General features: G+C 67.7%; 20 protein-coding genes. 8 read left to right on the forward strand and 12 right to left on the reverse strand.

Annotated features, from left to right (window positions below):
- The 4 genes from AC3IFE_RS24700 to AC3IFE_RS24715 all read right to left on the reverse strand — a co-directional run.
- Positions 1 to 396: transposase domain-containing protein (locus tag AC3IFE_RS24700; protein ID WP_489192605.1), on the reverse strand; the 396-nt coding region annotated here is incomplete at its 3' end.
- 156 nt (positions 397 to 552) lie between these two features.
- Positions 553 to 1,803: an Hsp70 family protein gene (locus AC3IFE_RS24705; RefSeq protein ID WP_089466550.1), complete on the reverse strand. Its 1,251-nt coding sequence runs from the start codon at positions 1,801 to 1,803 to the stop codon at positions 553 to 555.
- Between the two features lie 188 nt (positions 1,804 to 1,991).
- On the reverse strand, positions 1,992 to 2,597 hold the full coding sequence (locus AC3IFE_RS24710) for a nitroreductase family protein (RefSeq protein WP_089466549.1): 606 nt from the start codon (positions 2,595 to 2,597) through the stop codon (positions 1,992 to 1,994).
- A gap of 157 nt (positions 2,598 to 2,754) precedes the next feature.
- Entirely contained in the window at positions 2,755 to 4,038 is a 1,284-nt protein-coding gene (locus AC3IFE_RS24715) for an MFS transporter (protein WP_089466587.1), read from the reverse strand.
- 218 nt (positions 4,039 to 4,256) lie between these two features.
- Here AC3IFE_RS24715 and AC3IFE_RS24720 point away from each other — a divergent pair, with 218 nt between their 5' ends.
- Together AC3IFE_RS24720 and AC3IFE_RS24725 are read left to right on the forward strand one after the other, a co-directional pair.
- Positions 4,257 to 4,877 carry a TetR/AcrR family transcriptional regulator gene (locus AC3IFE_RS24720; RefSeq protein WP_489192608.1) on the forward strand — a complete coding sequence of 207 codons (621 nt, stop codon included), beginning with the start codon at positions 4,257 to 4,259 and terminating at the stop codon, positions 4,875 to 4,877.
- A gap of 76 nt (positions 4,878 to 4,953) precedes the next feature.
- Entirely contained in the window at positions 4,954 to 5,526 is a 573-nt protein-coding gene (locus tag AC3IFE_RS24725) for a DUF1415 domain-containing protein (protein WP_489192610.1), read from the forward strand.
- A 48-nt stretch (positions 5,527 to 5,574) separates the two neighbouring features.
- Here the strand turns inward: AC3IFE_RS24725 and AC3IFE_RS24730 are convergent, their stop codons facing one another.
- The 5 genes from AC3IFE_RS24730 to AC3IFE_RS24750 all read right to left on the reverse strand — a co-directional run bounded on the left by AC3IFE_RS24730 (position 5,575) and on the right by AC3IFE_RS24750 (position 9,444).
- Positions 5,575 to 6,465 carry a class I SAM-dependent methyltransferase gene (locus AC3IFE_RS24730; RefSeq protein ID WP_089466546.1) on the reverse strand — a complete coding sequence of 297 codons (891 nt, stop codon included), beginning with the start codon at positions 6,463 to 6,465 and terminating at the stop codon, positions 5,575 to 5,577.
- 89 nt (positions 6,466 to 6,554) lie between these two features.
- A complete protein-coding gene (locus tag AC3IFE_RS24735) occupies positions 6,555 to 7,688 on the reverse strand; it encodes a methyltransferase (protein WP_489192612.1) in 1,134 nt (377 codons plus the stop codon).
- A gap of 135 nt (positions 7,689 to 7,823) precedes the next feature.
- The gene (locus AC3IFE_RS24740) at positions 7,824 to 8,156 is read right to left on the reverse strand and encodes a YegP family protein (RefSeq protein ID WP_489192614.1); all 333 of its coding nucleotides are present in this window, start codon (positions 8,154 to 8,156) and stop codon (positions 7,824 to 7,826) included.
- 151 nt (positions 8,157 to 8,307) lie between these two features.
- Positions 8,308 to 8,802, reverse strand: a complete 495-nt coding sequence (locus tag AC3IFE_RS24745; RefSeq protein ID WP_089466543.1) for an LEA/WHy family protein — start codon at positions 8,800 to 8,802, stop codon at positions 8,308 to 8,310.
- Positions 8,803 to 9,234: 432 nt separating this feature from the next.
- Complete coding sequence (locus AC3IFE_RS24750) at positions 9,235 to 9,444, reverse strand: hypothetical protein (protein ID WP_179233362.1); 210 nt, start codon at positions 9,442 to 9,444, stop codon at positions 9,235 to 9,237.
- A 17-nt stretch (positions 9,445 to 9,461) separates the two neighbouring features.
- On the opposite strand from AC3IFE_RS24750, the gene AC3IFE_RS24755 reads away from it, so the two are divergent.
- Positions 9,462 to 11,630, forward strand: coding sequence for a M1 family metallopeptidase (locus tag AC3IFE_RS24755; protein WP_489192617.1), 2,169 nt, complete (start codon positions 9,462 to 9,464; stop codon positions 11,628 to 11,630).
- Positions 11,631 to 11,756: 126 nt separating this feature from the next.
- Here AC3IFE_RS24755 and AC3IFE_RS24760 read toward each other — a convergent pair whose 3' ends face one another.
- The gene (locus AC3IFE_RS24760) at positions 11,757 to 12,677 is read right to left on the reverse strand and encodes a LysR family transcriptional regulator (protein WP_489192619.1); all 921 of its coding nucleotides are present in this window, start codon (positions 12,675 to 12,677) and stop codon (positions 11,757 to 11,759) included.
- A gap of 161 nt (positions 12,678 to 12,838) precedes the next feature.
- Here AC3IFE_RS24760 and AC3IFE_RS24765 point away from each other — a divergent pair, with 161 nt between their 5' ends.
- Positions 12,839 to 13,816, forward strand: coding sequence for a quinone oxidoreductase family protein (locus tag AC3IFE_RS24765; protein ID WP_489192621.1), 978 nt, complete (start codon positions 12,839 to 12,841; stop codon positions 13,814 to 13,816).
- A gap of 23 nt (positions 13,817 to 13,839) precedes the next feature.
- Positions 13,840 to 13,992, forward strand: a complete 153-nt coding sequence (locus AC3IFE_RS24770; RefSeq protein ID WP_080334215.1) for a DUF1427 family protein — start codon at positions 13,840 to 13,842, stop codon at positions 13,990 to 13,992.
- Between the two features lie 27 nt (positions 13,993 to 14,019).
- On the opposite strand, the gene AC3IFE_RS24775 is transcribed toward AC3IFE_RS24770, so the two are convergent.
- Both AC3IFE_RS24775 and AC3IFE_RS24780 read right to left on the reverse strand, forming a co-directional pair.
- The gene (locus tag AC3IFE_RS24775) at positions 14,020 to 15,048 is read right to left on the reverse strand and encodes a transporter (protein WP_089466539.1); all 1,029 of its coding nucleotides are present in this window, start codon (positions 15,046 to 15,048) and stop codon (positions 14,020 to 14,022) included.
- 213 nt (positions 15,049 to 15,261) lie between these two features.
- Positions 15,262 to 16,257: a phage tail protein gene (locus AC3IFE_RS24780; protein ID WP_489192624.1), complete on the reverse strand. Its 996-nt coding sequence runs from the start codon at positions 16,255 to 16,257 to the stop codon at positions 15,262 to 15,264.
- A gap of 121 nt (positions 16,258 to 16,378) precedes the next feature.
- On the opposite strand from AC3IFE_RS24780, the gene AC3IFE_RS24785 reads away from it, so the two are divergent.
- The 3 genes from AC3IFE_RS24785 (at position 16,379) to tagF (ending at position 22,456) form a co-directional block, all read left to right on the forward strand.
- Positions 16,379 to 17,224 (forward strand): M15 family metallopeptidase, encoded by an 846-nt coding sequence (locus tag AC3IFE_RS24785; protein WP_089466537.1) that lies wholly within the window; start codon positions 16,379 to 16,381, stop codon positions 17,222 to 17,224.
- A gap of 301 nt (positions 17,225 to 17,525) precedes the next feature.
- Positions 17,526 to 21,470 carry a type VI secretion system membrane subunit TssM gene (gene tssM, locus AC3IFE_RS24790; protein ID WP_489192626.1) on the forward strand — a complete coding sequence of 1,315 codons (3,945 nt, stop codon included), beginning with the start codon at positions 17,526 to 17,528 and terminating at the stop codon, positions 21,468 to 21,470.
- Positions 21,467 to 22,456, forward strand: a complete 990-nt coding sequence (gene tagF, locus AC3IFE_RS24795) for a type VI secretion system-associated protein TagF (RefSeq protein ID WP_089466535.1) — start codon at positions 21,467 to 21,469, stop codon at positions 22,454 to 22,456. Before tssM ends, tagF begins: the two co-directional genes overlap by 4 nt.
- Positions 22,457 to 22,459: the final 3 nt, after the last annotated feature.

A 22,459-nucleotide genomic window follows, 5' to 3' on the forward strand; every position in this document is an offset into this window, starting at 1 on the left:
CATCGCAAACAGGCTCAACCCCTTGAACAGGTATTGTTTGCGGTCCTGCTCGGCCCACGCCTTGGCCGACAATTCGAACAGCGCCTTCAGTGGTTGCGCGCCCAGGCGCTGCCGGGCCTGAGCGACAGCGCTCTTGCTGACGAACGGCGCCTGCATATCCGGTAGCGCAAGATCGAGATCGTCGACAACCTCGCTGATCGATTGATGCCGATACAATGCCAGCGCAATAACCAGCCAAACAACCTGCTCAGCGGGCAAGCGGCGTTGCCGGATGCTCGCCCGTCCCGTGTAAGCCACCACCTGCTCAATCCACTCGTAGGGCAAGTGCTCGCCCAGGCGAGCCCAGTCGGGCGCCTCCTGTTCTTCAGCGAGAAAATTCAGGGTGTCATCAAGCATGGCGACGCAGGTTAACAGCCTCCATCACCGTTTACAACACCCAAAACAAAAATGCCGTTCAGTTCTTAACTGAACGGCATTACCGCTTCGGCGGGGCTTTTTGTTTTTGGGCGCCGGTTGTCCGTCCGGCATGGCGACCTTTTAGCCGCCCGCCGTTCAGCCGAACAGGCGCTGCGCGTGAATACCGAGCCCCGTCGCGACACTCGCCAGGCGATCGCCGAACACCGGCTGCGCGTCCGGGAACGCGCCGGCCAGCGCGCCTGACAGGAACGCGAGCCCCGTCGAACCGCCGGTGAAATACAGCGCGCCGACATCGCGCGGCGCCACGCCCGCGAGCCGCACCGTCTCGCGCGCGGCGTCGACGATGCGTGCGGTGTCGTCGCGGCTCGCATCGACGAGGCGATTCGCGTCGAATGCGATCTGCAGATCCTCTTCCACGTCGTTCAGGTCGATCATCGTCTCTCCGCCCGCCGCGACGCCGATCTTCGCTTCCTCCGCGCGCGCCATCAGCGCGTGCCCGAGCCGCTGCTCGACCACGCTCGTGAGGCGCTCGTACTGTCGCACGTCCTGGTACAGGTGCTTCATCAGCTTCAGCTCGCCGATCCGCTTCGGCGTGTAGACGGTGTTGATCAGGTGCCAGGTCGCGAGATCGAAGTAGATCTTGTTCGGCAGCTCGCGCCCTTCCGGGTCGAGCGAACGGTAGCCGAATGCGGGCAGGATCGCCGCCAGTTCGACCCGCCGGTCGTAGTCGGTGCCCGCGACGTGCACGCCGTGGTGCGCGAGCACGTCGTCCTTGCGCTCGAGCCGCGCCATCCGCGCCGGGCCGACGCGCACCAGCGAGAAGTCGGACGTGCCGCCGCCGATGTCGGCGACCAGCACGAGACGCTCGGCCGACTGGCGCGATTCGTAGTCGAAGGCGGCGGCGATCGGTTCGTACTGGAAGTGAACGTCCGCGAACCCGACCGACTGCGCGGCCGCCTCGAGCTGATCCTGGGCGAGACGGTCGGCGCGCGGATCGTCGTCGACGAAGAACACCGGCCGCCCGAGCACCGCGCGGCCGATCGGCGCGCCCGCGCGCGCTTCGGCCTTGCGCTTCAGGTGCGTCAGGAAGCGCGCGATGATTTCGGTGTACGCGATCGCGCTGCCGTCGCCGAGGTCGGTCGTCGTTTCCGCGAGCGGCGAGCCGAGGATGCTCTTCATCGAGCGCATCAGCCGGCCGTCGAAACCGTCGATATAGGAGGCCAGCGCCGCTCGGCCGTATTCGACCGTCTCTTCGTCGTTGTTGAAGAAGATCGCGGTGGGCAGCGTCAGGTGGTCGCCCTCGACGGGCGCGAGGCGCATGCCATCGCCGTCGGGCAGCGCCACGGCGGAATTGGACGTGCCGAAATCGATCGCGCAGTAAGTCATGGGAAATTGCCGCAGCAGGGCCGGCGCGAAAACGGAAAGGACGGGCTTTTTAACATGAAGCCCGCGGGATCACAACCGGGGCCGGCCACCCGTGCCGCGCAACGGGGGCCGGCGGCCACGGCACGCGGCGTGGCGCGCCAGGAACAGGCGGGGACAGGACGGGTGACGCAGCCTGTCCGCCCGCGGGGTCAGGCCGCCGCGTCGAAGCGCTTCTTCCACGCACCGGCATAGACGACCTCGCCGAGCGCATGCCGCGTGCGCGGCGCCTTCTCGCGATCGCGCAGCACCGGATCGAGCTTGTCGACGTTGCCGTAGTGGCCGAGCGAGATGATCGACGCGATCGCGACGTCCGCCGGAATCGCGAACGCGTCGCGGAATGCCTTCGCGTCGAACCCGCTCATCTGGTGCGCGGCGAGGCCGAGCGCATGCGCCTGCAGCACCAGCGACATCGCGGCGGCGCCGGCGTCGTACAGCGCGGTCGGCGCCGGCTCGCCCTTCGGCGTCAGCGTGTGCGCGGTGACCGCGATCAGCACCGGCGCCGGTGCATTCCAGCCCTGGTTGAACGGCACCAGCGTCGCGAACGCGCGCTTGAACGCGTCTTCGTCCTGGGTGCGATCGAATACGATGAAACGCCACGGTTGCGCGTTGTACGCGGACGGAGCCCAGCGTGCCGCTTCGAGCACCGCGTGAAGATCGCCGGCGCTGATCGGCTCATCCGAATACGCGCGCGGGCTCCAGCGGCCCGCGATCAGATCGTGAATCGAAACAGTGGTGGGAGCAGGTTTGACGGACATGCGGTTCCTCGCTGACATCGATGAAGGGGCGCGAACGCCTTCGCGAACCGCAAGCATACCCGCTTGAGCGACTGCGCGCCCGATCCGGGCGCGCTATGCCAATCTCCGTGCGTGCAATGGCCGGCCGCAGCGCGTGCGGCCGGCCGGTCCGCCGCGCTCAGGCCGCCTGCGCGGCCGCGCGCGACGGGCCGCGGTTGATCCGCAGCACGATCAGCGCGCCGACGATGCACAGCCCGCCCGAGATCATCGACGCGATCGTGTAGGTGCCGAGGCTCGCGCGCAGCAACCCGGCGCCGAGCGCGGCGAACGCCGCGCCGAGCTGGTGGCCGGCGACGATCCAGCCGAACACGACCGGCGCCGCGGCCTTGCCGAACACATCGGTCGCGAGCCGTACGGTGGGCGGCACGGTCGCGATCCAGTCGAGCCCGTAGAACATCGCGAACAGCGGCAGCCCGAAGAAATCGATCCCGAACGCATGCGGCAGGTAGATCAGCGACAGCCCGCGCAGCCCGTAATACCAGAACAGCAGCACGCGGTTGTCGTAACGGTCCGACAACCATCCCGACAGCGTCGTGCCGAACAGGTCGAACACGCCCATCGCCGCGAGCAGCGACGCGCCCTGCACTTCGGTCATCCCATAGTCGCTGCACATCGCGATCAGGTGCGTGCCGACATAGCCGTTGGTGCTCGCGCCGCAGATGAAGAAGCTGAAGAACAGCAGCCAGAAGTCGCGCGAGCGGCTCGCCGTCAGCAGCGTGCGGAACGCGACCGCGAGCGGATTCTCCTTCGTCGCGTCGGGCGCGGGCGGCGCATCGGCCGGCTCGCCGTACGGGCGCAGCTGCACGTCGGCCGGCCGCTCGGGCAGCAGCAACGCGACGAGCGGAATCACGATCGCGGCCGCCACCGCGACGACCAGCACGACCGGCCGCCAGCCGTGACGCTGCGCGATCGCCGCGAGCATCGGCAGGAACACGAGCTGGCCGGTGGCCGTGCTCGCGGTCAGGATCCCCATCACGAGGCCGCGCCGCGCATGGAACCAGCGCGTGACGAAGGTCGCGGACAGCGTCAGCGCGACGACACCCGTCGAGCAGCCGACCATCAGCCCCCAGATCACCACCATCTGCCAGCTCTGCGTCATCATCGACGACAGCGCGACGCCCGCGCCCATCGTCACGAGCGCGGTGAGGATCGTCGGCCGCAGCCCGAAGCGCTGCATCGCGGCGGCCGCGAACGGGCCCGTCAGGCCGTACAGCGCGATGTTCACCGAAATCGCCAGCGAAATCGTCGCGCGGCTCCAGCCGAGTTCGCGTTCGAGCGGCACCATCAGCACGCTCGGCGTCGCGCGCGTGCCGGCCGCCGCCAGCAGGATCAGGAATACCACCGCCGCCGCGAGCCATCCGTAATGGAAGCGCCCGCCGATTCGTGTCACTGCCCAGTTCATCTTCACGTTCTCCAGTGGGCGGTTTTGGCGCCATCGCGCGTGCTCCGCCCCGACCGGGCCACCTCCGCCGCGCATTTCAACATCGGCTGACCCGGGCCGACGCTTGGCATTCGTCTGTCGATCCGGCGCGATTGTTACCGACCGGTCACAACTGTGTTGCGATCGTAGTTACCAGTCGGTAACATGTCAAGCAATCCATTACGTAGTCGAGGGTCATCATGTCGGGCATCGAGGCCGTCAAACCGCTGGCGCGGCGCACACGCCGGCCGATCGACGGCGCCACCGCGCAGGAGCACCTGCTGCGTGCCGCCGAGGAGCTGTTTTACAGGGAAGGGGTGCGCACGGTCGGCGTCGAGGCGGTGGTGGAGCGCGCAGGCGTCAACAAGATGAGCCTGTACCGCCAGTTCTCGTCGAAGGACGAGCTGATCCTCGCGTATCTGGAACGGATGGACGCGTGCTTCTTCGAGCGGCTCGACACGAGCGCCGCGAAGCATCCGGGGCAGCCGAAGGCGCAGTTGATCCAGTACTTCGTCGATCTCGCCGAACGCGCGACGCAAAAGGACTATCGCGGCTGCCCGTTCGTCAACGTCGCCGCCGAATTCCCGGATGCGTCGCACCCGGCGCGCGAACGCGTCGCGCAGAACAAGGAGCAGCTGATGAAACGGCTCGTCGCGCTGTGCGAAGGCGCCGGCGCGCGACAGCCGAAGGCGCTCGCCGATGCGCTCGCGCTGGTGGTCGAAGGCATCTATGCGGCGAGCCAGACCTACCGGCATGGCGAAACGCCGATCGGCACCGCGCCCGCGCTCGTCACGCAGTTGATCGAAGCGGCCTGCGCGTGACGGCCCGCGCGCGTTGTTCCCCGGCGCGCCCGCTACAATGCGGCCCTTTTTGCCCTTCCGTCCGACTGGTATCACGATGACCGACACCCGCCCCGACTCGCCCGACGACATCCTCGCCGCCACGCGGCACTGGCTCGCGCGCGCGGTGATCGGGTTGAACCTGTGCCCGTTCGCGAAAAGCGTCTATGTGAAGGAACAGGTGCGCTACGCGATCAGCGAAGCGACGACACTCGAAGACGCGCTCGCCGAACTCGAAACCGAGCTGCGCGCGCTCGACGCGGCGGACCCGCAGCAGGTCGATACGACGCTCGTGATCTACCCGCACGTGTTCGCCGATTTCGTCGACTACAACGATGCGCTGTTCTTCGCCGAACGGCTCGTGCGGCAATTGCGGCTCGACGGCGTGCTGCAGATCGCGAGCTTCCATCCGCAATACCAGTTCGACGGCACCGAGCCCGACGACATCGAGAACTACACGAACCGCGCGCCGTACCCGATCCTGCACCTGCTGCGCGAGGACAGCATCGCGCGCGCGGTCGACGCGTTCCCGGACGCGTCCGCGATCTACGAAAAGAATCAGGAAACGCTGCGCCGCCTCGGCCACGAAGGCTGGCGCGAATGGATGCGCCGGCCGGGCGACGACGTGTGAGGCAACGTGCAACGCGCTGCGCGGGCGCCATGCCCGCGCGGCCGCCCGTCAGCCTTCGGCAGGCTCGACGGCGGCGTCGCCCGCCGCGGCGGCCTGCGTGACGAAGAAGCGCTCGTTCAGTTCGGCGAGCCCGAACATCGCGAGGATCTCGTTCAGCCGCTCGCCCGGCTTGCGGCGCGGCAGGTTCTTGTACTGCGCGATGATCAGCTCGTTCTTCATCGAATGCTCCCAGCCGACCAGCTCGGTCACGCTGACCTGGTAGCCGTGCGCCTCGAGCTGCAGGCAGCGCAGCACGTTGGTGATCTGGCTGCCGAATTCGCGCGTATGCAGCGGATGCCGCCACACCTCGGTCAGCGCATTCGCGAGCGACTTGCCCTTGTTCCTGCGCAGCACGCCCGCGACTTCCGCCTGGCAGCACGGCACCAGCACGATGTGCTGCGCGCGCTTCGCGAGCGCGAAGCGGATCGCGTCGTCGGTCGCCGTGTCGCATGCGTGCAGCGCGGTGACGACGTCGACCGTTTCGGGCAGTTGCGGCGACGTGATCGAATCGGCGACCGACAGGTTCAGGAACGACATGCCGCCGAACCCGAGCCGCGCGGCGAGCCCGGTCGAGCGCGTGACGAGATCCTCGCGCGTCTCGATGCCGTACACGTGCGACGCGAACGCCGGCGTGCCGTGCCCCGGCTGCTGCTTGAAGAACAGGTCGTACAGGATGAAGCCGAGATACGACTTGCCGGCGCCGTGATCGACGAGCGTCACGTGGCCCCTGTCGGCCTGCACGCCGGCGAGCAGCGGCTCGATGAACTGGAACAGGTGATAGACCTGCTTCAGCTTGCGGCGGCTGTCCTGGTTCAACTTCCCGTCGCGGGTGAGGATGTGCAGTTCCTTCAGCAGCTCGACGGACTGCTCCGGGCGGATTTCGTGGGTCTTGTTCGACATCGTGAAGCGGCGCCGGGCCACGGTCGGTCGACCACGGCCCGGCGGCGGGAATTCGTGAGGAATGGCGGTAGTTTACCGAAAATACGCGGTCAGGCCCGGGCGCCGAGCCGCCACAGCGAGGTGACCTCGGCGCGGCGCGCCGCATGCAGCGGATCGTCGGCGTCCGTCGACTTCGGATGCGCGGGGCGGATGTCGTCGCGGCCGAGCACGACGAGGCCGGCTTCGTCGATCCACTGCAGCAGGGTTTCGCGCGGCCGCAGGCCGAGATGCTCGGCGAAATCGGACAGGATCAGCCAGCCCTCGCCGCCCGGCTCCAGATGCGCGGCCAGCCCCGCGAGGAAACCGCGCAGCATGCGGCTGTCCGGGTCGTAGACCGCGTATTCGATCGGCGCGCTCGGCCGGGCCGGCACCCACGGCGGGTTGCAGACCACGAGCGGCGCACGGCCGGAGGGAAACAGGTCGGCCTCGACGATCTCGACCTGGCCCGCATGGCCGAGCCGCGCGACGTTCTCGCGCGCACAGGCGAGCGCACGCGGATCCTGGTCGGTCGCGACGATGCGCTCGACGCCGCGCGACGCGAGCACCGCCGCCAGCACGCCGGTGCCCGTGCCGATATCGAATGCGAGCGACGTCGCCGGCAGCGGCGCACGCGCGACGAGCTCGACGTATTCGCCGCGCACCGGCGAGAACACGCCGTAGTGCGGATGGATCGGCGCGCCGCCGAGCGCCGGGATCGGCACGCCCTTCTTGCGCCACTCGTGCGCACCGACGAGACCGAGCAATTCGCGCAGCGACACGACCGACGGCGCGCCGCCGGGGCCGTACGCTTCCTCGCAGGCGGCCCGCACGTCGGGCGCGCGGCGCAGCGGAATCGTGTAATCGGCGTCGAGCGGGATCAGCAGCATGCCGAGCGTGCGGGCGCGCTGCGATTGCGCGAGACGATGCAGGTTGAACGCCTCGACGCCGGCCGCGGCTTTCGCCTTCTTCGGCTTGCGTTCGACACGGCGCGCCATCGCCTGCAGAAGCTGGCGCGCATTCTGGAAATCGCCCTGCCAGACGAGCGCGGTACCCTCGCACGCGAGGCGGTAGGCCGCATCGGCGGCGAGGCGGTCGTCGGCGGGCACCGCGCGCTTCGGCGGTTGCACGCCGGCTTCGGAGCGCCAGCGCACGGCATGATCGACGCCGTCGGCGTCGGTCCAGTGGAAAAGGGGGAAATCGGTCACGCGAACTCGGTACGGTTGGCTTCAACGGCGGCGAGAATTCACCGCGCGGACCACACCATACCGCGCTTTGCCCGACCCGGCAAAACAGGCGCCGCGACGGTCGCCCGAAAGCATGCGTCGCGGCGCAACCGTCAATCAGCCGAGATCGAAGGTTTCCGCAATGGGCGCATCGCGCTTGACGGCCGCGATGCCGTTCTCGCGCCCTTGCACGCTCTTGTACGTCTCGCTCGTGCCGATGATCTGGTGGTTGGCGGCCTTCAGATTGAACATGGGCTCGCCGTTGTGGGCGAGCTTGCGCTCGTAGCGCGCGTCGAGCGGCGCGTTTTCCCGCACGGACGCGATCCCGTTTCGCGCGCCGCCTTTCTCCTCGTACCGCTCGCTCGCGAGGATGATCTCGCCGTTCGCCGACTTCAAGTGGAAGTAGTACTGGCCGTTCGTGGCCTTCATCAGCTCGAATTTTGCCGCCATGGATTGCCCCTGAAAAATGTCCGACCGCCGGACATCGGCAAGTGTAGGGGCGCCACGACAAAAATCGATATTGCGCCGAGATAAGCGTTGAAGACTGTCAAATGGTGAATTTTTAGAAACATTTGGCCGACGTTGAATCCAACCGAGCGAGCTACCCGCCCCACCCCGGCAAGGCCGGCAGACGCAGCGTGCCCGCGTCCTTGAAGTGCACGGCGCCCAGCCCGCTGCCGGCGAGCCGGCCGCGCAGCGCATACGGCAGCTCGCCGTTCGCGGCCGCGCCGGGCAGGTTCCACGCCTGCCGCGCGGCCGCGAAGGCCGACACCGAAACCGGCACGTCGAGCACGGCCTCGCCGAACCGCGGCACGGTGCCCGCCCGGTCGCTGACGCCGCTCGCGAACGGCGTGCCGTTCAGGTCGAGCGCGACCGAGATGCCGTCGTAGTCGATCGGCGCATCGTTCGGATTCTGCACGCGCAACTTCAGGCTGAAGCGCATCTCGAGGCCCTGCCCGACGAGCGGGTCGAGCCCGGCGACCGACACGCGCACCGGCTCGCGCGTGAGCGCCGCGCAACCGCCCAGCAGGAGCACGGTCGCGACCAGCGGCAGCACGGCGCGCAGCGGCGCGAGACGGGACAGGGCTCGTGGCATGGGAAGGTCTCCTCGCGGCAATCGGTGAACGGGACGCGTCGCTGCATTGTACCGGCCGGCCTGTGCCGGCCGTGCCGCCCATCACCGGATTTCGTAGTTTCGGCGGCTCCGCAAGATCGTTAATAGATTAAAACTACGGAATTTCCGGCCAAACGGAAAGCACATTAATGACTTTCAGCATTCAATGAAGCGCTCTGAATTCAATAGATGCGCTTTCTAAATTTTTCGTTTCCTTTACCCAAAACCATCAAGTATATTTACGCATCCTTGGAGCAAGCCGACAAACCTTGATGCCGCATGACGGCGAATTTACGGGACGGCGACACGCTGTCCATCCGTCCTGCGGCCTGGCCCGGCCAGCCCCGTAGGTCGTCGGTTCAAAGGGATCGCGCGCCCGCGCCGGGCGTGCGGCCCCGTGTCGTGCGCGCGAAATCAATTCAGTACAACACGCGCCCGACCATTTTGAACCGGCCAGTTAAACGACATCCGGAAATCCAGAGGGGGCAGTAAACCATGATTACCTTCACGTAGTCGGCCGCCGTCTTTTTCGAATAATCCGTCATTGCCATTTTTTCGCCGTTGATTAAACGGCGAGGGGATTGCTTTTGCCGGCGTTTTCGCAGCACTGAACGATTCTTTCAACAATCGAGGTTTCAGTCATGTCGATTCATATTCGCAAGATGCGTTATCTGCCGCTCGTCGCCGCGCTGGCGCTCGCCGGATGCGGCGGCGACGACGGCGGTGCTGGCTCCGCTTCCGCGCTCAGCTCCGCCGGCGCGCCGCATACAAGCTCGTCGCCCGCCGTCACCGCGCCGCCGAGCGCATCGAACGTCGACAAGAGCGTCTCGCCTGTCGAATTGCCGGACACCGTGGTGCCCGTGAACTACCGGCTGTGGTTCCGCCCGAACGACGCGCTGAACGCGTTCGACGGCCGCGCCGACGTCGAGATCAAGGTGCTGAAGCCGGTCAACAACATCGTGATCGCCGGCCACCGGATCAAGTTCACCAACGGCCGCATCACGCTGCAGCCGGGCAACATCCAGCTGATCGCGACGCCGCAGGACAAGGGCGACTTCTATCAGTTGCGCCCCACCGCCGGCACGATCGCACCGGGCAATTATTCGCTGCACATGGAGTGGTCGGGCATCATCAACTTCAAGTCGTACGACGATCCGGCCACGCAGACGGGCGGCAGTTGCGGCGACGATCCGTATCCTGGCTGCTCGGCCGCCGAAGGCGTGTTCCGCGTCGACCTGAAGGGCACCGACGGCAAGACGAGCGGCGCGATCCTGACGCAGGGCGAAACCAACCTGTCGCGCCAGTGGTTCCCGGGCTGGGACGAGCCGGCGTTCCGTCCGACCTATGAAGTGACGGCCGAAGTGCCGCAGAACTGGCGCGTCGTGTCGAACGCGGCCGAGAAACCGTCGACCAACGTCGGCGGCGGCTACAAACTGGTGCAGTTCGAGAAGACCCCGCCGATGCCGTCGTACCTGCTGTTCTTCGGCGGCGGCCTGTTCGACACTTACGAGGACGATTTCACGAGCCCGCTGCCGGGCGGCAAGGGCGGCCTGCACCTGCGCGTGTTCACGCCGCCGGGCATGAGCGACTGGGCGAAGCCGGCGATGGACCGCACCAAGCAGGCGCTCGACTTCTACTACCGCTACACGGGCATCCCGCTGCCGCTGACGAAGTTCGACACGGTGGCCGCGAACGACGCGTTCAAGGAGCAGAAGGACCTGAACTTCGGCGGGATGGAGAACTGGGGGTCGATCCTCGAGTTCGCCGACGACATCCTGCCGCAGCCGGGCCAGCCGATGTCGCACTACGGCAACGAAGTGCTGACGCACGAAGTGGCGCACCAGTGGTTCGGCGATCTCGTGACGACCGACTGGTGGGACAACGTGTGGCTCAACGAATCGTTCGCGACGTTCTTCGAGACGAAGACGACGATCCAGTTCTTCCCCGACGAGTTCAGCTGGCTCGACCAGGTGAAGAACAAGTATCGCGTGATCAATCGCGACATCGGCCCGAACGCGTTCCCGGTCGCGCCGAACTTCAACGACTGGGCGTCGAACGACTTCGTGCTGAGCGCGAGCGCGTTCACGTACGACAAGGGCGGCCACGTGCTGAAGACGCTCGAGAACTATCTCGGCGAGCAGACCTTGCGCAAGGGGCTGCAGCAGTACCTGGTCGACTATTCGTTCGGCAACGGCACGCCGAAGCGCCTGTGGGACGCGCTGTCGAAGGAAAGCGGCCAGTCGGTCGGCCCGATCGGCGACAGCTACGTACGTCAGACCGGCGTGCCGCTGATCTCGCTCGACACGCAGTGCGACCTGACGAAGAACCAGACGGTCGTCACGCTGAAACAGCAGCCGTTCCCGAACAAGAACGCGTATCCGGGCCTGCAGTGGACGGTGCCGATCACGCTGGCGTACGGCCAGGGTCTCGCGAAACGCACGACGCTCGCGCTGAAGGACACGCAGGCGCAGACGCGCATCGAGGGCTGCATGGGCGTGGTCGCCGACCCGAGCGGTCTCGACTACTACGTCGTGAACTATAGCGATGCGGCGTGGAGTGGGCTGCTCACGCAGGTCAACGGCTCGACCGATCCGGTGCTGCTGGCGAACCTGAAGAGCGAAGCGGCGCTGCTGGTCGCGAACAACCTCGCGCCGGCTTCGCGCTCGACGTCGATCGGTTCGGTCGCTTCGCCGGCCGCGATGAAGCTGCGCCAGACGCCGAGCTTCGGCGGCATCGAAACGGTGACGAAGGAACGCCCGGCACTGCAATACCAGGGCCTCTTCAAGCCGCGCAAGGTACTGACGCAGTAACGGTGCGCACCCGGCCGGCGCCGCGCGACCCGCGGCGCCGGCCGGCGTACCGGTTTCTCCGACCTGTTGACGGGCCTCGCACGCGAGGCCCTTTTTTTCATGCAGCGCGGCGGCGTTCGCCTGCCGTCACGCCCATGCGGCGTCCCACGCCGGCTGCGCGAACCACGTGGCGAGGAACGCGACGAGCCGCGACGTGCGCGCACTGCCGCGCGGCTGCTGGCGCAGCACGTGAATCGTCGCCGGCTCGGGCGCCGCCGCGTACTGCGGCAGCAGCGCGCGCAATCGTCCGTCGCGCAGCGCGTCCGCCACGAGCCAGGTCGGCAGGTGCGCGAGCCCGAGCCCGTCGATCGCCGCCTCGAGCAACGCTTCCGAATGATTACTGCGAAACCGCGGCTGCGCCGGTGCGTGGCGGCGCTCGCCGAAGCGCCATGCGCCGGGCGGCGGTGCGCCATGCCATGCGAGACAGTCATGGCCGGCGAGCGCGTCGGGCGATGCGGGTTCGCCGCGCCGGGCGAGGTAGGCCGCGCTCGCGCACAGCACGCGCCGCTGCGGCGCCAGCACCGTCGCGACGAAACGCGTGTCCTCGAGCGGGCCGATGCGCACCGCGAGATCGACGTCGGAGCCGAGCCGCGCACCCTGCAGGTCGACCATGCTGTCGGTCAGCACGAGGTCGACCTGCAGCGCCGGATGGCGCTGCATGAACGCGGCCAGCGCGGCCATCAGGTGCCGCCGGCCGAAAGGCGCCGGACAGTCGATGCGCAGCAGCCCGCCCGGTTCGTCGTGCTGGCTGTGCAGGTCTTCCTGCAATCCGCGCAGTTCGGCCAGCATGCGTGTCGCGCGCCCGTACAGCAGTTGCCCGGCCTCGGTCGGCCGCAGCGCGTGCGTGGTGCGATGCAGGAGGCGGATGCCGAGCTGCGTCTCGAGCCGGTCGATGCGCCGCGTGACCGACGACGCGGCGACGCCGAGCCGGCGCGCGGCCGCCGAGAAGCTCTGTTGGTCGACCACGTCGACGAACAGCGCGAGGTGCGGGGAAAGGAAGTCGTCCATTCGTGAGCCTGTGGATTTGGCTATGCGGAATACGCAAAACAATCATCCGCCTTTGCACGTTTCCGCGTCAAATCGGGCCCGCTAGACTGCATTCACCGGTTTCATCCGCCGCACGCGCCGGCCCGCCGGCCCGGGCGGCCGCCATCTTCACGGAGATCATCATGCGCAGCATCCGCTTCGACACCCCCGCCGCCGACATCGAGTCGCTCGACGCGCGGGTCCGGGACATCGCCCCGCCCGTACCGGCCGACGGCCAGATGCTGATCGAGGTGCGCGCGGCCGGCGTGAACCCGAGCGACGTGAAGGCCGCGCTCGGCCGCATGCCGCATGCGGTGTGGCCGCGCACGCCCGGGCGCGACTGGGCCGGCATCGTGCGCAGCGGCCCCGATAACTGGGTCGGCGCGCCGGTGTGGGGCTCGGGCGGCGATCTCGGCGTCGGGCGCGACGGGTCGCATGCGGAGTGGCTCGTGCTGGACGCCGCGCACGTGCGCCGCAAGCCGGGCGTGCTGACGCTCGACGAGGCGGCCGGCGTGGGCGTGCCGTTCGTCACCGCGTACGAAGGCCTGCGCCGGGCCGGCATGCCGACGGCCGACGACGTCGTGCTCGTGTTCGGCGCGAACGGCAAGGTCGGCCAGGCCGCGATCCAGCTCGCCAGCGCGCGCGGCGCGACCGTGATCGGCGTCGAGCGCGGGCCCGGCGGCTATCGCGGCCACGCGTCGGGCGACGTCCATATGATCGACGCATCGAGCCGCACGGTGGCCGACGCGGTGCGCGAGTCGACCGGCGGCCGCGGCGCGGACGTGGTCTACAACACGGTCGGCAGCCCGTATTTCGAAGCGGCGAACGCGTCGATGGCGATCGGCGCGCGGCAGATCTTCATCTCGACGATCGAGCGCAGCGTGCCGTTCGACATCTTCTCGTTCTATCGCGGCCAGCATACGTTCGTGGGCATCGATTCGCTGCAGCTCGGCGCGGCCGCGGTCGCGCAGATCCTCGACACGCTCGCGCCCGGCTTCGGCAACGGCACGCTGCGCCCGTTCCCGATCGGCGACGACTACGTGTACCCGCTCGAGCGTGCGCACGACGCGTATCGCGCGGTGCTGGCCGGCGCGCGCGAGCGCGTCATCCTCAAACCCTGACACCGGACCTACGGGAGACCTCCATGATGGATTACGTGACCTCGCTCGCGGTGGGCATCGGCGTCGGCGTGTTGTACGCGCTGCTGCACGTGCGTTCGCCGGCCCCGCCGCTCGTCGCGCTCGTCGGCCTGCTCGGGATGGTGATCGGCGAACGCGCGATCGCGCTGCTGCGTTGATGCGTTGATGCGTCGCCCGATGCCGCGCTAGCGATCGTCGCGGCGCCGGAACGCCCACCACGCGGCCAGCGCGGTGAAGCCGGCAACGAGCAGCACCATCAGCCAGAAGCCGTGCTTGTTCTCCGAGAACGGCACGCCGCCGACGTTCATCCCGAAGAAGCCCGCGACGATGTTGATCGGCAGCGCGATCACGGTGACGAGCGTCAGCGTGAACAGCGTGCGGTTGTTCTGCTCGTCGAGGCGCGAGCCGATCTCTTCCTGCAGCAGCTTGATCCGCTCGTTGAGCCCCGCCAGATCGGCGAGCACCAGCGAGAATTCCTCGGTCGACTCGCGCAGCTCCTGCACGTCCTCCGTATGCAGCCACGCGGGCGGCTTCGCGAGCAGCCGGAAGATCGAGCCGGGCTCCGGCGCGAGCATGCGCTGCAGCCGCGTCAGCGTGCGTCGCATCGCGCCGAGCTCGATCCGGCTCGACGTGAGCCGCTGCGACAGGAAGCGATCCTCGATGCGGTCGACGTCGATGCTCGTGCGCCGCATGATCTGGATCAGCAGGTCGGCCTGATCGCGCAGCAGATGCACGAGCAGCTCCGCGGGCGAGCGGAACGGCTCGCCGTCGCGCACGCATGCGCGCAGCGTGTCGACCGAGCGCAACGGCTTGAGCCGCGCGGTCACCATGATGCGCCGCTCGACGTGGACGAACAGCGTCGCGATCTCCGACGGCGTGAGCTCGAGATTGAACATCACGTCGTTGACGACCGCGCGCAACGCGCCGTCCTCCTGCTCGATGCGCGTCGAGCGCGAGCCTTCGTGCAGGAATTCGAAGAAGCTGTCGGGCAAGCCGAGATGCGTGCGCATCCAGCGCTCGCTCGCGCCGTGCGCGAGATTGAAATGCAGCCACACGAAATCGCCCGATGCAGCCGCGCCGTGCTCGCGGCACGTGCGCAGCCACGCGGCGGCCGCGTCGGCATCGAGCAGCGCGCCAGCGCCGCCCGGAACGAAGCGGAATCCGCACACCATGCCGGACGTATCGGCGCCGTAAGTCTGTACGATCAGGTCCATCGTGTCGAAGGGGGTGCGGCGCGCGGCGCGCCGCACGTCGCGGGTCGCGGGCCCGCGCCGGGAAAAGAAAGGAAACGTATGCCCGACGGGCGTGACGCGTTCGTGACAGGGTCACGCGGCATCATACCGGCAGCTTCTCCGTGCCGTCGAAAACAACGCGCCGCCCAATGGGCGGCGCGGACAGGGAAACCCTCGTGGCGTGCGCGACAGGCGTTACTGCCGCGTCTCCGACTGCGCGGCGCTCGGGCACGCGGGGTCCTTGCCCCAGTGGCCGTCGCACACGCGCCAGCGGCACAGCTGATCCTCGAAGAAACCGCGCTCCGAACACGCCTTCACGCGCGACGCCAGCGAGCCGCCGGTCGACGCCGTCTTGGTCGGCACCGCCTGCGCCTTCTGGGCGGCGAGTTTCTTGTCGGCCGGCTTCGTGCGCGCGACGAGCGCCGCAAGCAGATCGGCATCCGGATCGTCCTTCGCACCCGCCTTCGCGGTTCGGGTCGGCGTCGCTTCGCGGCGCTTCTTCGCCTGTGCGAGTTCGGCCTGCTGTTCCTTGCGATGCTTGCGGGCCTCGGCCTTCGTGTCGGCCTTCGCCTCGGTTTTCGTGTCGGTCTTGCCGTGGGCCGCGACCTTCGTGCTCTTCGACGCGTCGGCCTTCGCCGTCCTGGTCGTCGCCGCTGCTGCGGCAGCCGCCGTTGCGGCGACACCGGCCGTGGCCGCCGCGCCCGAACCGTCGTCGGCGCCGTTGGCGAGCGCGCGCGACAGGCGGCTGTTGTCGGCGCCGGAAGCGGATGCGCCCGACGCCGATGCGGATGCAACGGTCTGGGACGCCGAATCGTCATTCACGATCGTGGCCGGTTGCACGGCCGATGCGGCGGACGCACCGCTCTGCGCGACCTGCTCGGCGGCGCCGCTGGCCGGTGCGGCCTTGGCCGGCGCGGCCGCCGGTGCCGTCGCGGCCGCGATCGCGGCAGGCTGCTCGCCCGACGACTGTTGCATGCGCCACGCGCCCCAGCCGCCGACGGCCACGACCAACGCCACGACGGCGGCGATCGGCGCCTTCAGCGAACGGCGCGGCGGCTCGGCGGGTGGCGTGACACGCCCTTCCAGATCCGCGAGAATGCGCGACTGCCGTGATCCTCCCTCGCCTGCCGGTTTAGTATCTGACAGCAGGCTGGGCGGAGTTTTCGAATTTGAATTTTCCGGCGCACTCATTCAGCGTCTCATTGAATCCTGGTTTAATTCACCGCGATAATATAGCCCGGCTTCTCGAAGCAGCCTGATTCTAAGAGCAAGCATTGCAAAACACAATCAATTCCAATTTCCGGGGATTTCGTTGATTGCCGTCGCACTCGTCGCCTATTTCGCCCTTGCCGTCGCCATCGCGGCACTGTTGCTTTTACCGGGTATCCGCGCGACCGTTTTCGAATCGGTCGCCCAGTTTCATGGCCGCCTGACGCGCCGGGCGAACGATCGCGCCGCCCGCGCGCGCAGTCAGATTGTTAAATCGGCAAGCGTGACGCGCGGCGCATTTAGTGACGTGCAAAATTTACTGGTTCGGCGGCGCTTGATGATTATGGTGTCGGCAGGTATTCTTGCGACGCCGCCATTGGTGGCCATTGCGTTACGCGGTCGGCAATTATTTCAGTACGACGACACGGCGCGCGTGCCCGACGAGAAGATCGCCGCGCTGTTGCAGGGCGAACAGCTCGTGCCGCCGCCGCCGTTGCCGCCGGAAGTCTTTGCCACGAAGGAAGTCGAGCAGGTCCGCCCGGCGCTGAAGGACGCAAGCCGCGACTGGAACCTGCTGGACCCGGATTTCCGGACGCGTTTGCTGCTGGTCTACAAGATCATGCACGAACAATATGGTTATGAAATGGCGCTGCTGGAAGGCTACCGGAGCCCGGAACGACAGAACCGGCTCGCGCAGATGGGCACGAACGTGACCAATGCGGCGGCCTTCCAGAGTTATCACCAGTTCGGGCTGGCGGCCGACAACGCGTTCCTGCGCGACGGCAAGCTGGTCATTTCCGAGAAAGATCCATGGGCGATGCGCGGCTACCAGTTGTACGGCCAGGTCGCCGAGCAAGTCGGCCTGACCTGGGGCGGCCGATGGAAAATGATGGATCTCGGGCACGTGGAATACCATAAACCCGGTTTTAAACTGGGACGCGGCAGCTAGTCAGGGCTGCCGGACAAGAAATAATGAGGGCGGCATGGGGCTTTTTAATCACCCGGCAGGAAACGATTTGGGCGGCGCAAACAATCGGGCATTCCGGTGCGCGATTTTTTCCGGCCGCCGCTTCCGTTTTAAATCTCACAGCGTCCTTTCGTTAATGCGCGCGCCTTCTCCGATGCCGCGAGCGCGTTGATGCCGGCCTCCTTCATCCCGTTTGACAGCATGGCGACACATCGCGGCGCCACCCTTGCCGCTCGACGCGCCTGCGTCGCCTCATCGAATCGCACCGGAACCTGAACGTCCTATGCAACGCATCCTCAACGTGCTGACTCATCCGCGTACGCTCTCGATCGTCGGGATCGTCGCGCTAGCGGCCATTCTGTTCATCGTCGCCGACATGCTGCAGCTGCCGCTCCTGTGGGCGGCCATCGCGTTCGCGGCGGTCCTCGCGCTATGGCTCGTCGTCGCGCTGTGGCGCCGCTGGCGCGTGAAGCGTGCGAACCAGCAGCTCGGCCAGGTGCTGGAAGAGCAGGCGGAAACCGGCAAGATCGCCGCACCGGCCGCCGCCGCGCTCGCGCCGGACGCGAAGACGGCCGACCTCGACGTGCTGCGCACGCGCCTGTCGGACGCGGTGAAGACGATCAAGACGTCGAAGATCGGCCAGGTGTCGGGCGGCTCCGCGCTGTACGAACTGCCGTGGTATATCGTGATCGGCAACCCGGCCGCGGGCAAGAGCAGCGCCGTGCTCAATTCCGGCCTGCAATTCCCGTTCGCGGACAAGAACAGCGCCGTGATCCACGGCATCGGCGGCACGCGTAACTGCGACTGGTTCTTCACGACCGAAGGGATCCTGCTCGACACGGCCGGCCGCTATTCGGTGCACGAGGAAGACCGCAGCGAGTGGCTCGGCTTCCTCGGCCTGCTCAAGCGCTACCGCCCGAAGGCGCCGATCAACGGCATCATCGTCACGGCCAGCATCGCCGAACTCACCGGCAACCGCCCCGAATTCGCGATCAACCTCGCGAAGAACCTCCGTCAGCGCGTTCAGGAGCTGACGGAAAAGCTCGAAGTGTTCGCGCCGGTCTACGTGATGTTCACCAAGGCCGACCTGATCACCGGCTTCACCGAATTCTTCAGCAGCAGCGACAAGCACGAGTACGACCGCGTGTGGGGCGCCACCCTGCCCTACGAGCCCGACGACAAGCGCGACGTGGTCGCGCAGTTCGACACGCACTTCGAGGAACTCTACGAAGGGCTGAAGGAAATCAGCGTCGCGCAGCTGTCGCTGTCGCGCGGCAACCAGCTGTCGCCGGGCCAGCTCAGCTTCCCGCTCGAATTCTCGACGATCAAGCCGTCGCTGCGCGCGTTCCTCGCGACGCTGTTCGAGAACAACCCGTTCCAGTACAAGCCGATCTTCCGCGGCTTCTACTTCACCAGCGCGCTGCAGGAAGGCGAAACCAACAGCGCGGCCGCGCAGCGCATCGCGCAACGTTTCGGCCTCGACGGGAGCGCGCTGCCGAAACCGCACAGCGCGTTCTCGAAGAACGGCTTCTTCCTGCGCGACCTGTTCTCGAAGGTGATCTTCGCCGACCGCCAGACGGTGCGCCAGTTCGCGAGCCCGACCAAGACGCGGCTGCGCTACGCGACCTTCTTCGGCTTCGTCGCGGCGCTCGCGCTCGCGCTGGGCGGCTGGACCTGGTCGACGATCGGCAACCAGCAGCTCGTGTCGAACGTGCAGGCCGACCTCGACAACGTCACGCGCCTGCAGCAGGGCCGCAACGACCTGCAGTCGCGCCTGCAGGCGATGGACATCCTGGAAGACCGGATCGAGCAGCTCGAACAGTTCCGCCGCGACAAGCCGCTGTCGGTATCGCTCGGCCTGTACCAGGGCGACCGTCTCGAGCAGCACCTGCTGACCGAGTACTACAACGGCGTGCGCCAGATCCTGCTGGCCCCCGTGTCGCAGAACCTCGCGTCGTTCATGAAGGACGTGAACGCGCATCCCGAGCAGTTGGTGCCGATGACGCGCCCGCCGGAATCGGGCGCCGTGCAGGGCGGCACGCTGCCGGTGTCGACGAACGCGACGGGCGCTGCCCCGCAGGCCGGCGCCGCGCTGGCCGCGTCGGGCGCCGCGCCGGCCGCCGCCCCGCCGCAGCCCGCCGCGCCGCAGGGCGGCCTCTACAGCGACGCGTCGCCGACCAACGTGCAGGACGCGTACAACGCGCTGAAGACCTACCTGATGCTGTCCGACAAGCGTCACGTCGAACAGGCGCACCTGACCGACCAGCTCGCCCGCTTCTGGCGCGGCTGGCTCGAGACGAATCGCGGCAACATGCCGCGCGACGAGATGATCCGCAGCGCCGAGCGCATGATCTCGTTCTACCTGTCGCGCGTGAACGACGACGACTGGCCGATGATCGACGCGAACCTCGCGCTCGTCGACCAGACCCGCGAGAACCTGCGCCGCGTGGTGCGCGGCATGCCGGCCCGCCAGCGCGTGTACGAGGAAATCAAGGCCCGTGCGTCGACCCGCTTCGCGCCGATGACCATCGCGCGCATCGTCGGCGACGGCAACCAGGGGCTCGTGGCAGGCAGCTACGCGATTCCGGGCACGTTCACGCGCGAAGCGTGGTTCGACTACGTGCAGCCGGCGATCCGCGATGCGGCGACCAAGGAGCTGCAGGCGAAGGACTGGGTGCTCAACACGTCGACGCAGGACGACCTGACGCTCGAGGGCAGCCCCGAGCAGATCCAGAAGACGCTCGTCGGCATGTACAAGACCGAGTACGCGCAGCACTGGCAGAAGTTCATGCAGGGCATCGCGGTGCAAGGCTTCACGAGCTTCGGCCAGGCCGTCGACGGGATGAACCGCTTGGGCGACCCGCAGGATTCGCCGATCCGCAAGATCCTCGAGACCGCGTACGACCAGACGTCGTGGGACAACCCGTCGCTCGCGAACGTGACGATCAAGAAGGCGCAGACGGGCGTCGTGAACTGGGTCAAGCAACTGTTCACGCGCTCGCAGGCCGGCCAGATGGCGGCGGCCAACATCGACATCAACGGCAATCCGGCCGAGGTGCCGATGGGTCCGATCGGCCAGGAGTTCGTCGGGCTCGCGCGGATCGTCGCGACGCATGACGGCACGTCGATGCTGAAGAGCTACATGGAATCGCTGTCGAAGGTCCGCACGCGCTTCAACGTGATCAAGAACCAGGGCGACCCGGGGCCGGGCGCGCGCCAGCTGATGCAGCAGACGCTCGACGGCAACGGTTCGGAACTCGCCGATTCGCTGAAGCTCGTCGACGAGCAGATGCTGACCGGCCTGACCGATTCGCAACGCAAGTCGCTGCGCCCGCTGCTGGTGCGGCCGCTGATGCAGGCGTTCGCGGTCGTGATCCAGCCGGCCAGCGCCGAAGTCAACAAGGTGTGGAACGCGCAGGTCTACCAGCCGTTCCAGAACTCGCTCGCGACCAAGTACCCGTTCGCCGCGAACGCGAAGGTCGAGGCCGGCGCCGGCGAGATCGCGCAGGTGTTCGGTCCGGACGGCTCGATCGCGAAGTTCGTCGGCACGACGCTCGGGCCGCTCGCGGTGCGCCGCGGCGACACGCTCGCCGCCCGCACGTGGGGCGACATGGGCATCGGGCTCACGCCGGACTTCACGAACGGCTTCGCACGCTGGGTCGCGCCGCTCGCGGGCGGCGCCGCCGGCAGCGCGGGCGCGTCGTCCGAGCCGCAGACCGTGTTCCAGATCCTGCCGCAACCGAGCACGGGCACGACGGAATACACGATCGCGATCGACGGCCAGCAACTGCGCTACCGCAACACGCCGCCGCAGTGGACCAACTTCGTGTGGCCGAACCCGCAGGGCTCGCCGGGCGCGACGCTGTCCGCGACGACCTTCGACGGCCGCACGGTGCAGCTCGTCAACGAGCCGGGCCGCTACGGTCTCGAGAAGCTGATCAACTCGGCGCAGCGCAAGCGCCGTCCGGACGGCACCTTCGACCTGACGTGGGCACAGGGCAGCGTGAGCGTGTCGGTGACGATGCGCATCATCAGCACGTCGCAACCGTCGGCCGGTGGCGGCGACCAGCCGCAGCAGCAAAGCCTGCGCGGCCTGCAACTGCCGTCGTCGGTCGCCGACGCGAGCGCGGGCGCCGCGCAGAACGCGACGCAAGCCGGCACCGGCACGCCGGGCGCCGCGCCGGCCGTCGCGGCCGCCAACGCAACGAATGCACAGAGGGCGCAATGACGCAAACCGTACAGGCGCAAATCGCCTACTTCGGCAAGATTCCGTCGCGCGGCGACTTCGTGAAAAGCGCGCACAATCCGCAGCTGCTGCAGACGCTCGATCGCTGGATCGCGCAGGCGCTCGAACTGCTCGCGGAAGATCCGCGCTGGAAGATCGTCTACGAGGACGCGAAGCCGATGCATTTCGCGTTCCTCGGTTCGCGCAGCAAGCTCGCGATCGCGGGCCACATGGTCGCGAGCCACGACGTGTCGATGCGCCGCTTCCCGTTCCTCGGCGCCACCGCGCTGGAAGTCGACCGGCCGCTCGCATTCCTCGCGCGCAGCCCGCTCGCGTTCGCGCGGCTGTGGTCGCGGGTCGCCGCGCAGATCCCGCCGCTGCTCGGCAAGGACGAGCCGCCCGGCGCGCTGCAGGCGCTCGGCGACACGCAGGTGCCGATCGACGTCGGCGGCCCCGGCACGTCGCATGACGGCACCTTCAACGATTTCGTCGAACACCAGTCGCTGCACGGCCTGCAGGAGATGCTGCTCGAAAGCGGTCATCCGGTGCGGCTGCGCGGCGCGATGCTCGCGCTCGGCTCGCTGCTGCGGCCGGTGATGCAGAGCGGCTCGTCGCACATCGAACGCGGCCTCACGCTGCCGCTGCCGGTCGATCCGTTCTACCGCAGCCTCGTCGCGGCGTTCTGGCTCGAGCTGATCGCGCCGTTCGTCGCGCAGGCCGACTTCGAGCTCGCGATCTTCATCGGCACGATCGCCGAACGCGAACGGCTCGTCATCGGCTTCAACGGCGCGTCGGCGAAGACGCTGCTGAGCGTCGTCGACCCGCAAACCTACGCCGCCCACAACATCGACATCGACGATCCCGAGTGGATCGACGCCCATGCGCAAAACGATCACCAGATCAGCAAGCTCCTCAGCTACCTCGACCAACCGCAACTCTCGCTGCGCTTCGCCATCGATGCGTTCCGCGAAGCGTTCATCGGAGGCTGACGG

This window comes from Burkholderia sp. APQ4-4ca (assembly GCF_057837105.1).

Excerpts from the sequence above, each read along its gene's own strand:
- AC3IFE_RS24705 (WP_089466550.1), bottom strand. The coding sequence starts at position 1,803 with ATGACTTACTGCGCGATCGATTTCGGCACGTCCAATTCCGCCGTGGCG.
- AC3IFE_RS24710 (WP_089466549.1), bottom strand. The coding sequence starts at position 2,597 with ATGTCCGTCAAACCTGCTCCCACCACTGTTTCGATTCACGATCTGATC.
- AC3IFE_RS24715 (WP_089466587.1), bottom strand. The coding sequence starts at position 4,038 with ATGAACTGGGCAGTGACACGAATCGGCGGGCGCTTCCATTACGGATGG.
- AC3IFE_RS24720 (WP_489192608.1), top strand. The coding sequence starts at position 4,257 with ATGTCGGGCATCGAGGCCGTCAAACCGCTGGCGCGGCGCACACGCCGG.
- AC3IFE_RS24725 (WP_489192610.1), top strand. The coding sequence starts at position 4,954 with ATGACCGACACCCGCCCCGACTCGCCCGACGACATCCTCGCCGCCACG.
- AC3IFE_RS24730 (WP_089466546.1), bottom strand. The coding sequence starts at position 6,465 with ATGTCGAACAAGACCCACGAAATCCGCCCGGAGCAGTCCGTCGAGCTG.
- AC3IFE_RS24740 (WP_489192614.1), bottom strand. The coding sequence starts at position 8,156 with ATGGCGGCAAAATTCGAGCTGATGAAGGCCACGAACGGCCAGTACTAC.
- AC3IFE_RS24745 (WP_089466543.1), bottom strand. The coding sequence starts at position 8,802 with ATGCCACGAGCCCTGTCCCGTCTCGCGCCGCTGCGCGCCGTGCTGCCG.
- AC3IFE_RS24755 (WP_489192617.1), top strand. The coding sequence starts at position 9,462 with ATGTCGATTCATATTCGCAAGATGCGTTATCTGCCGCTCGTCGCCGCG.
- AC3IFE_RS24760 (WP_489192619.1), bottom strand. The coding sequence starts at position 12,677 with ATGGACGACTTCCTTTCCCCGCACCTCGCGCTGTTCGTCGACGTGGTC.
- AC3IFE_RS24765 (WP_489192621.1), top strand. The coding sequence starts at position 12,839 with ATGCGCAGCATCCGCTTCGACACCCCCGCCGCCGACATCGAGTCGCTC.
- AC3IFE_RS24770 (WP_080334215.1), top strand. The coding sequence starts at position 13,840 with ATGATGGATTACGTGACCTCGCTCGCGGTGGGCATCGGCGTCGGCGTG.
- AC3IFE_RS24775 (WP_089466539.1), bottom strand. The coding sequence starts at position 15,048 with ATGGACCTGATCGTACAGACTTACGGCGCCGATACGTCCGGCATGGTG.
- AC3IFE_RS24780 (WP_489192624.1), bottom strand. The coding sequence starts at position 16,257 with ATGAGTGCGCCGGAAAATTCAAATTCGAAAACTCCGCCCAGCCTGCTG.
- tssM (WP_489192626.1), top strand. The coding sequence starts at position 17,526 with ATGCAACGCATCCTCAACGTGCTGACTCATCCGCGTACGCTCTCGATC.
- tagF (WP_089466535.1), top strand. The coding sequence starts at position 21,467 with ATGACGCAAACCGTACAGGCGCAAATCGCCTACTTCGGCAAGATTCCG.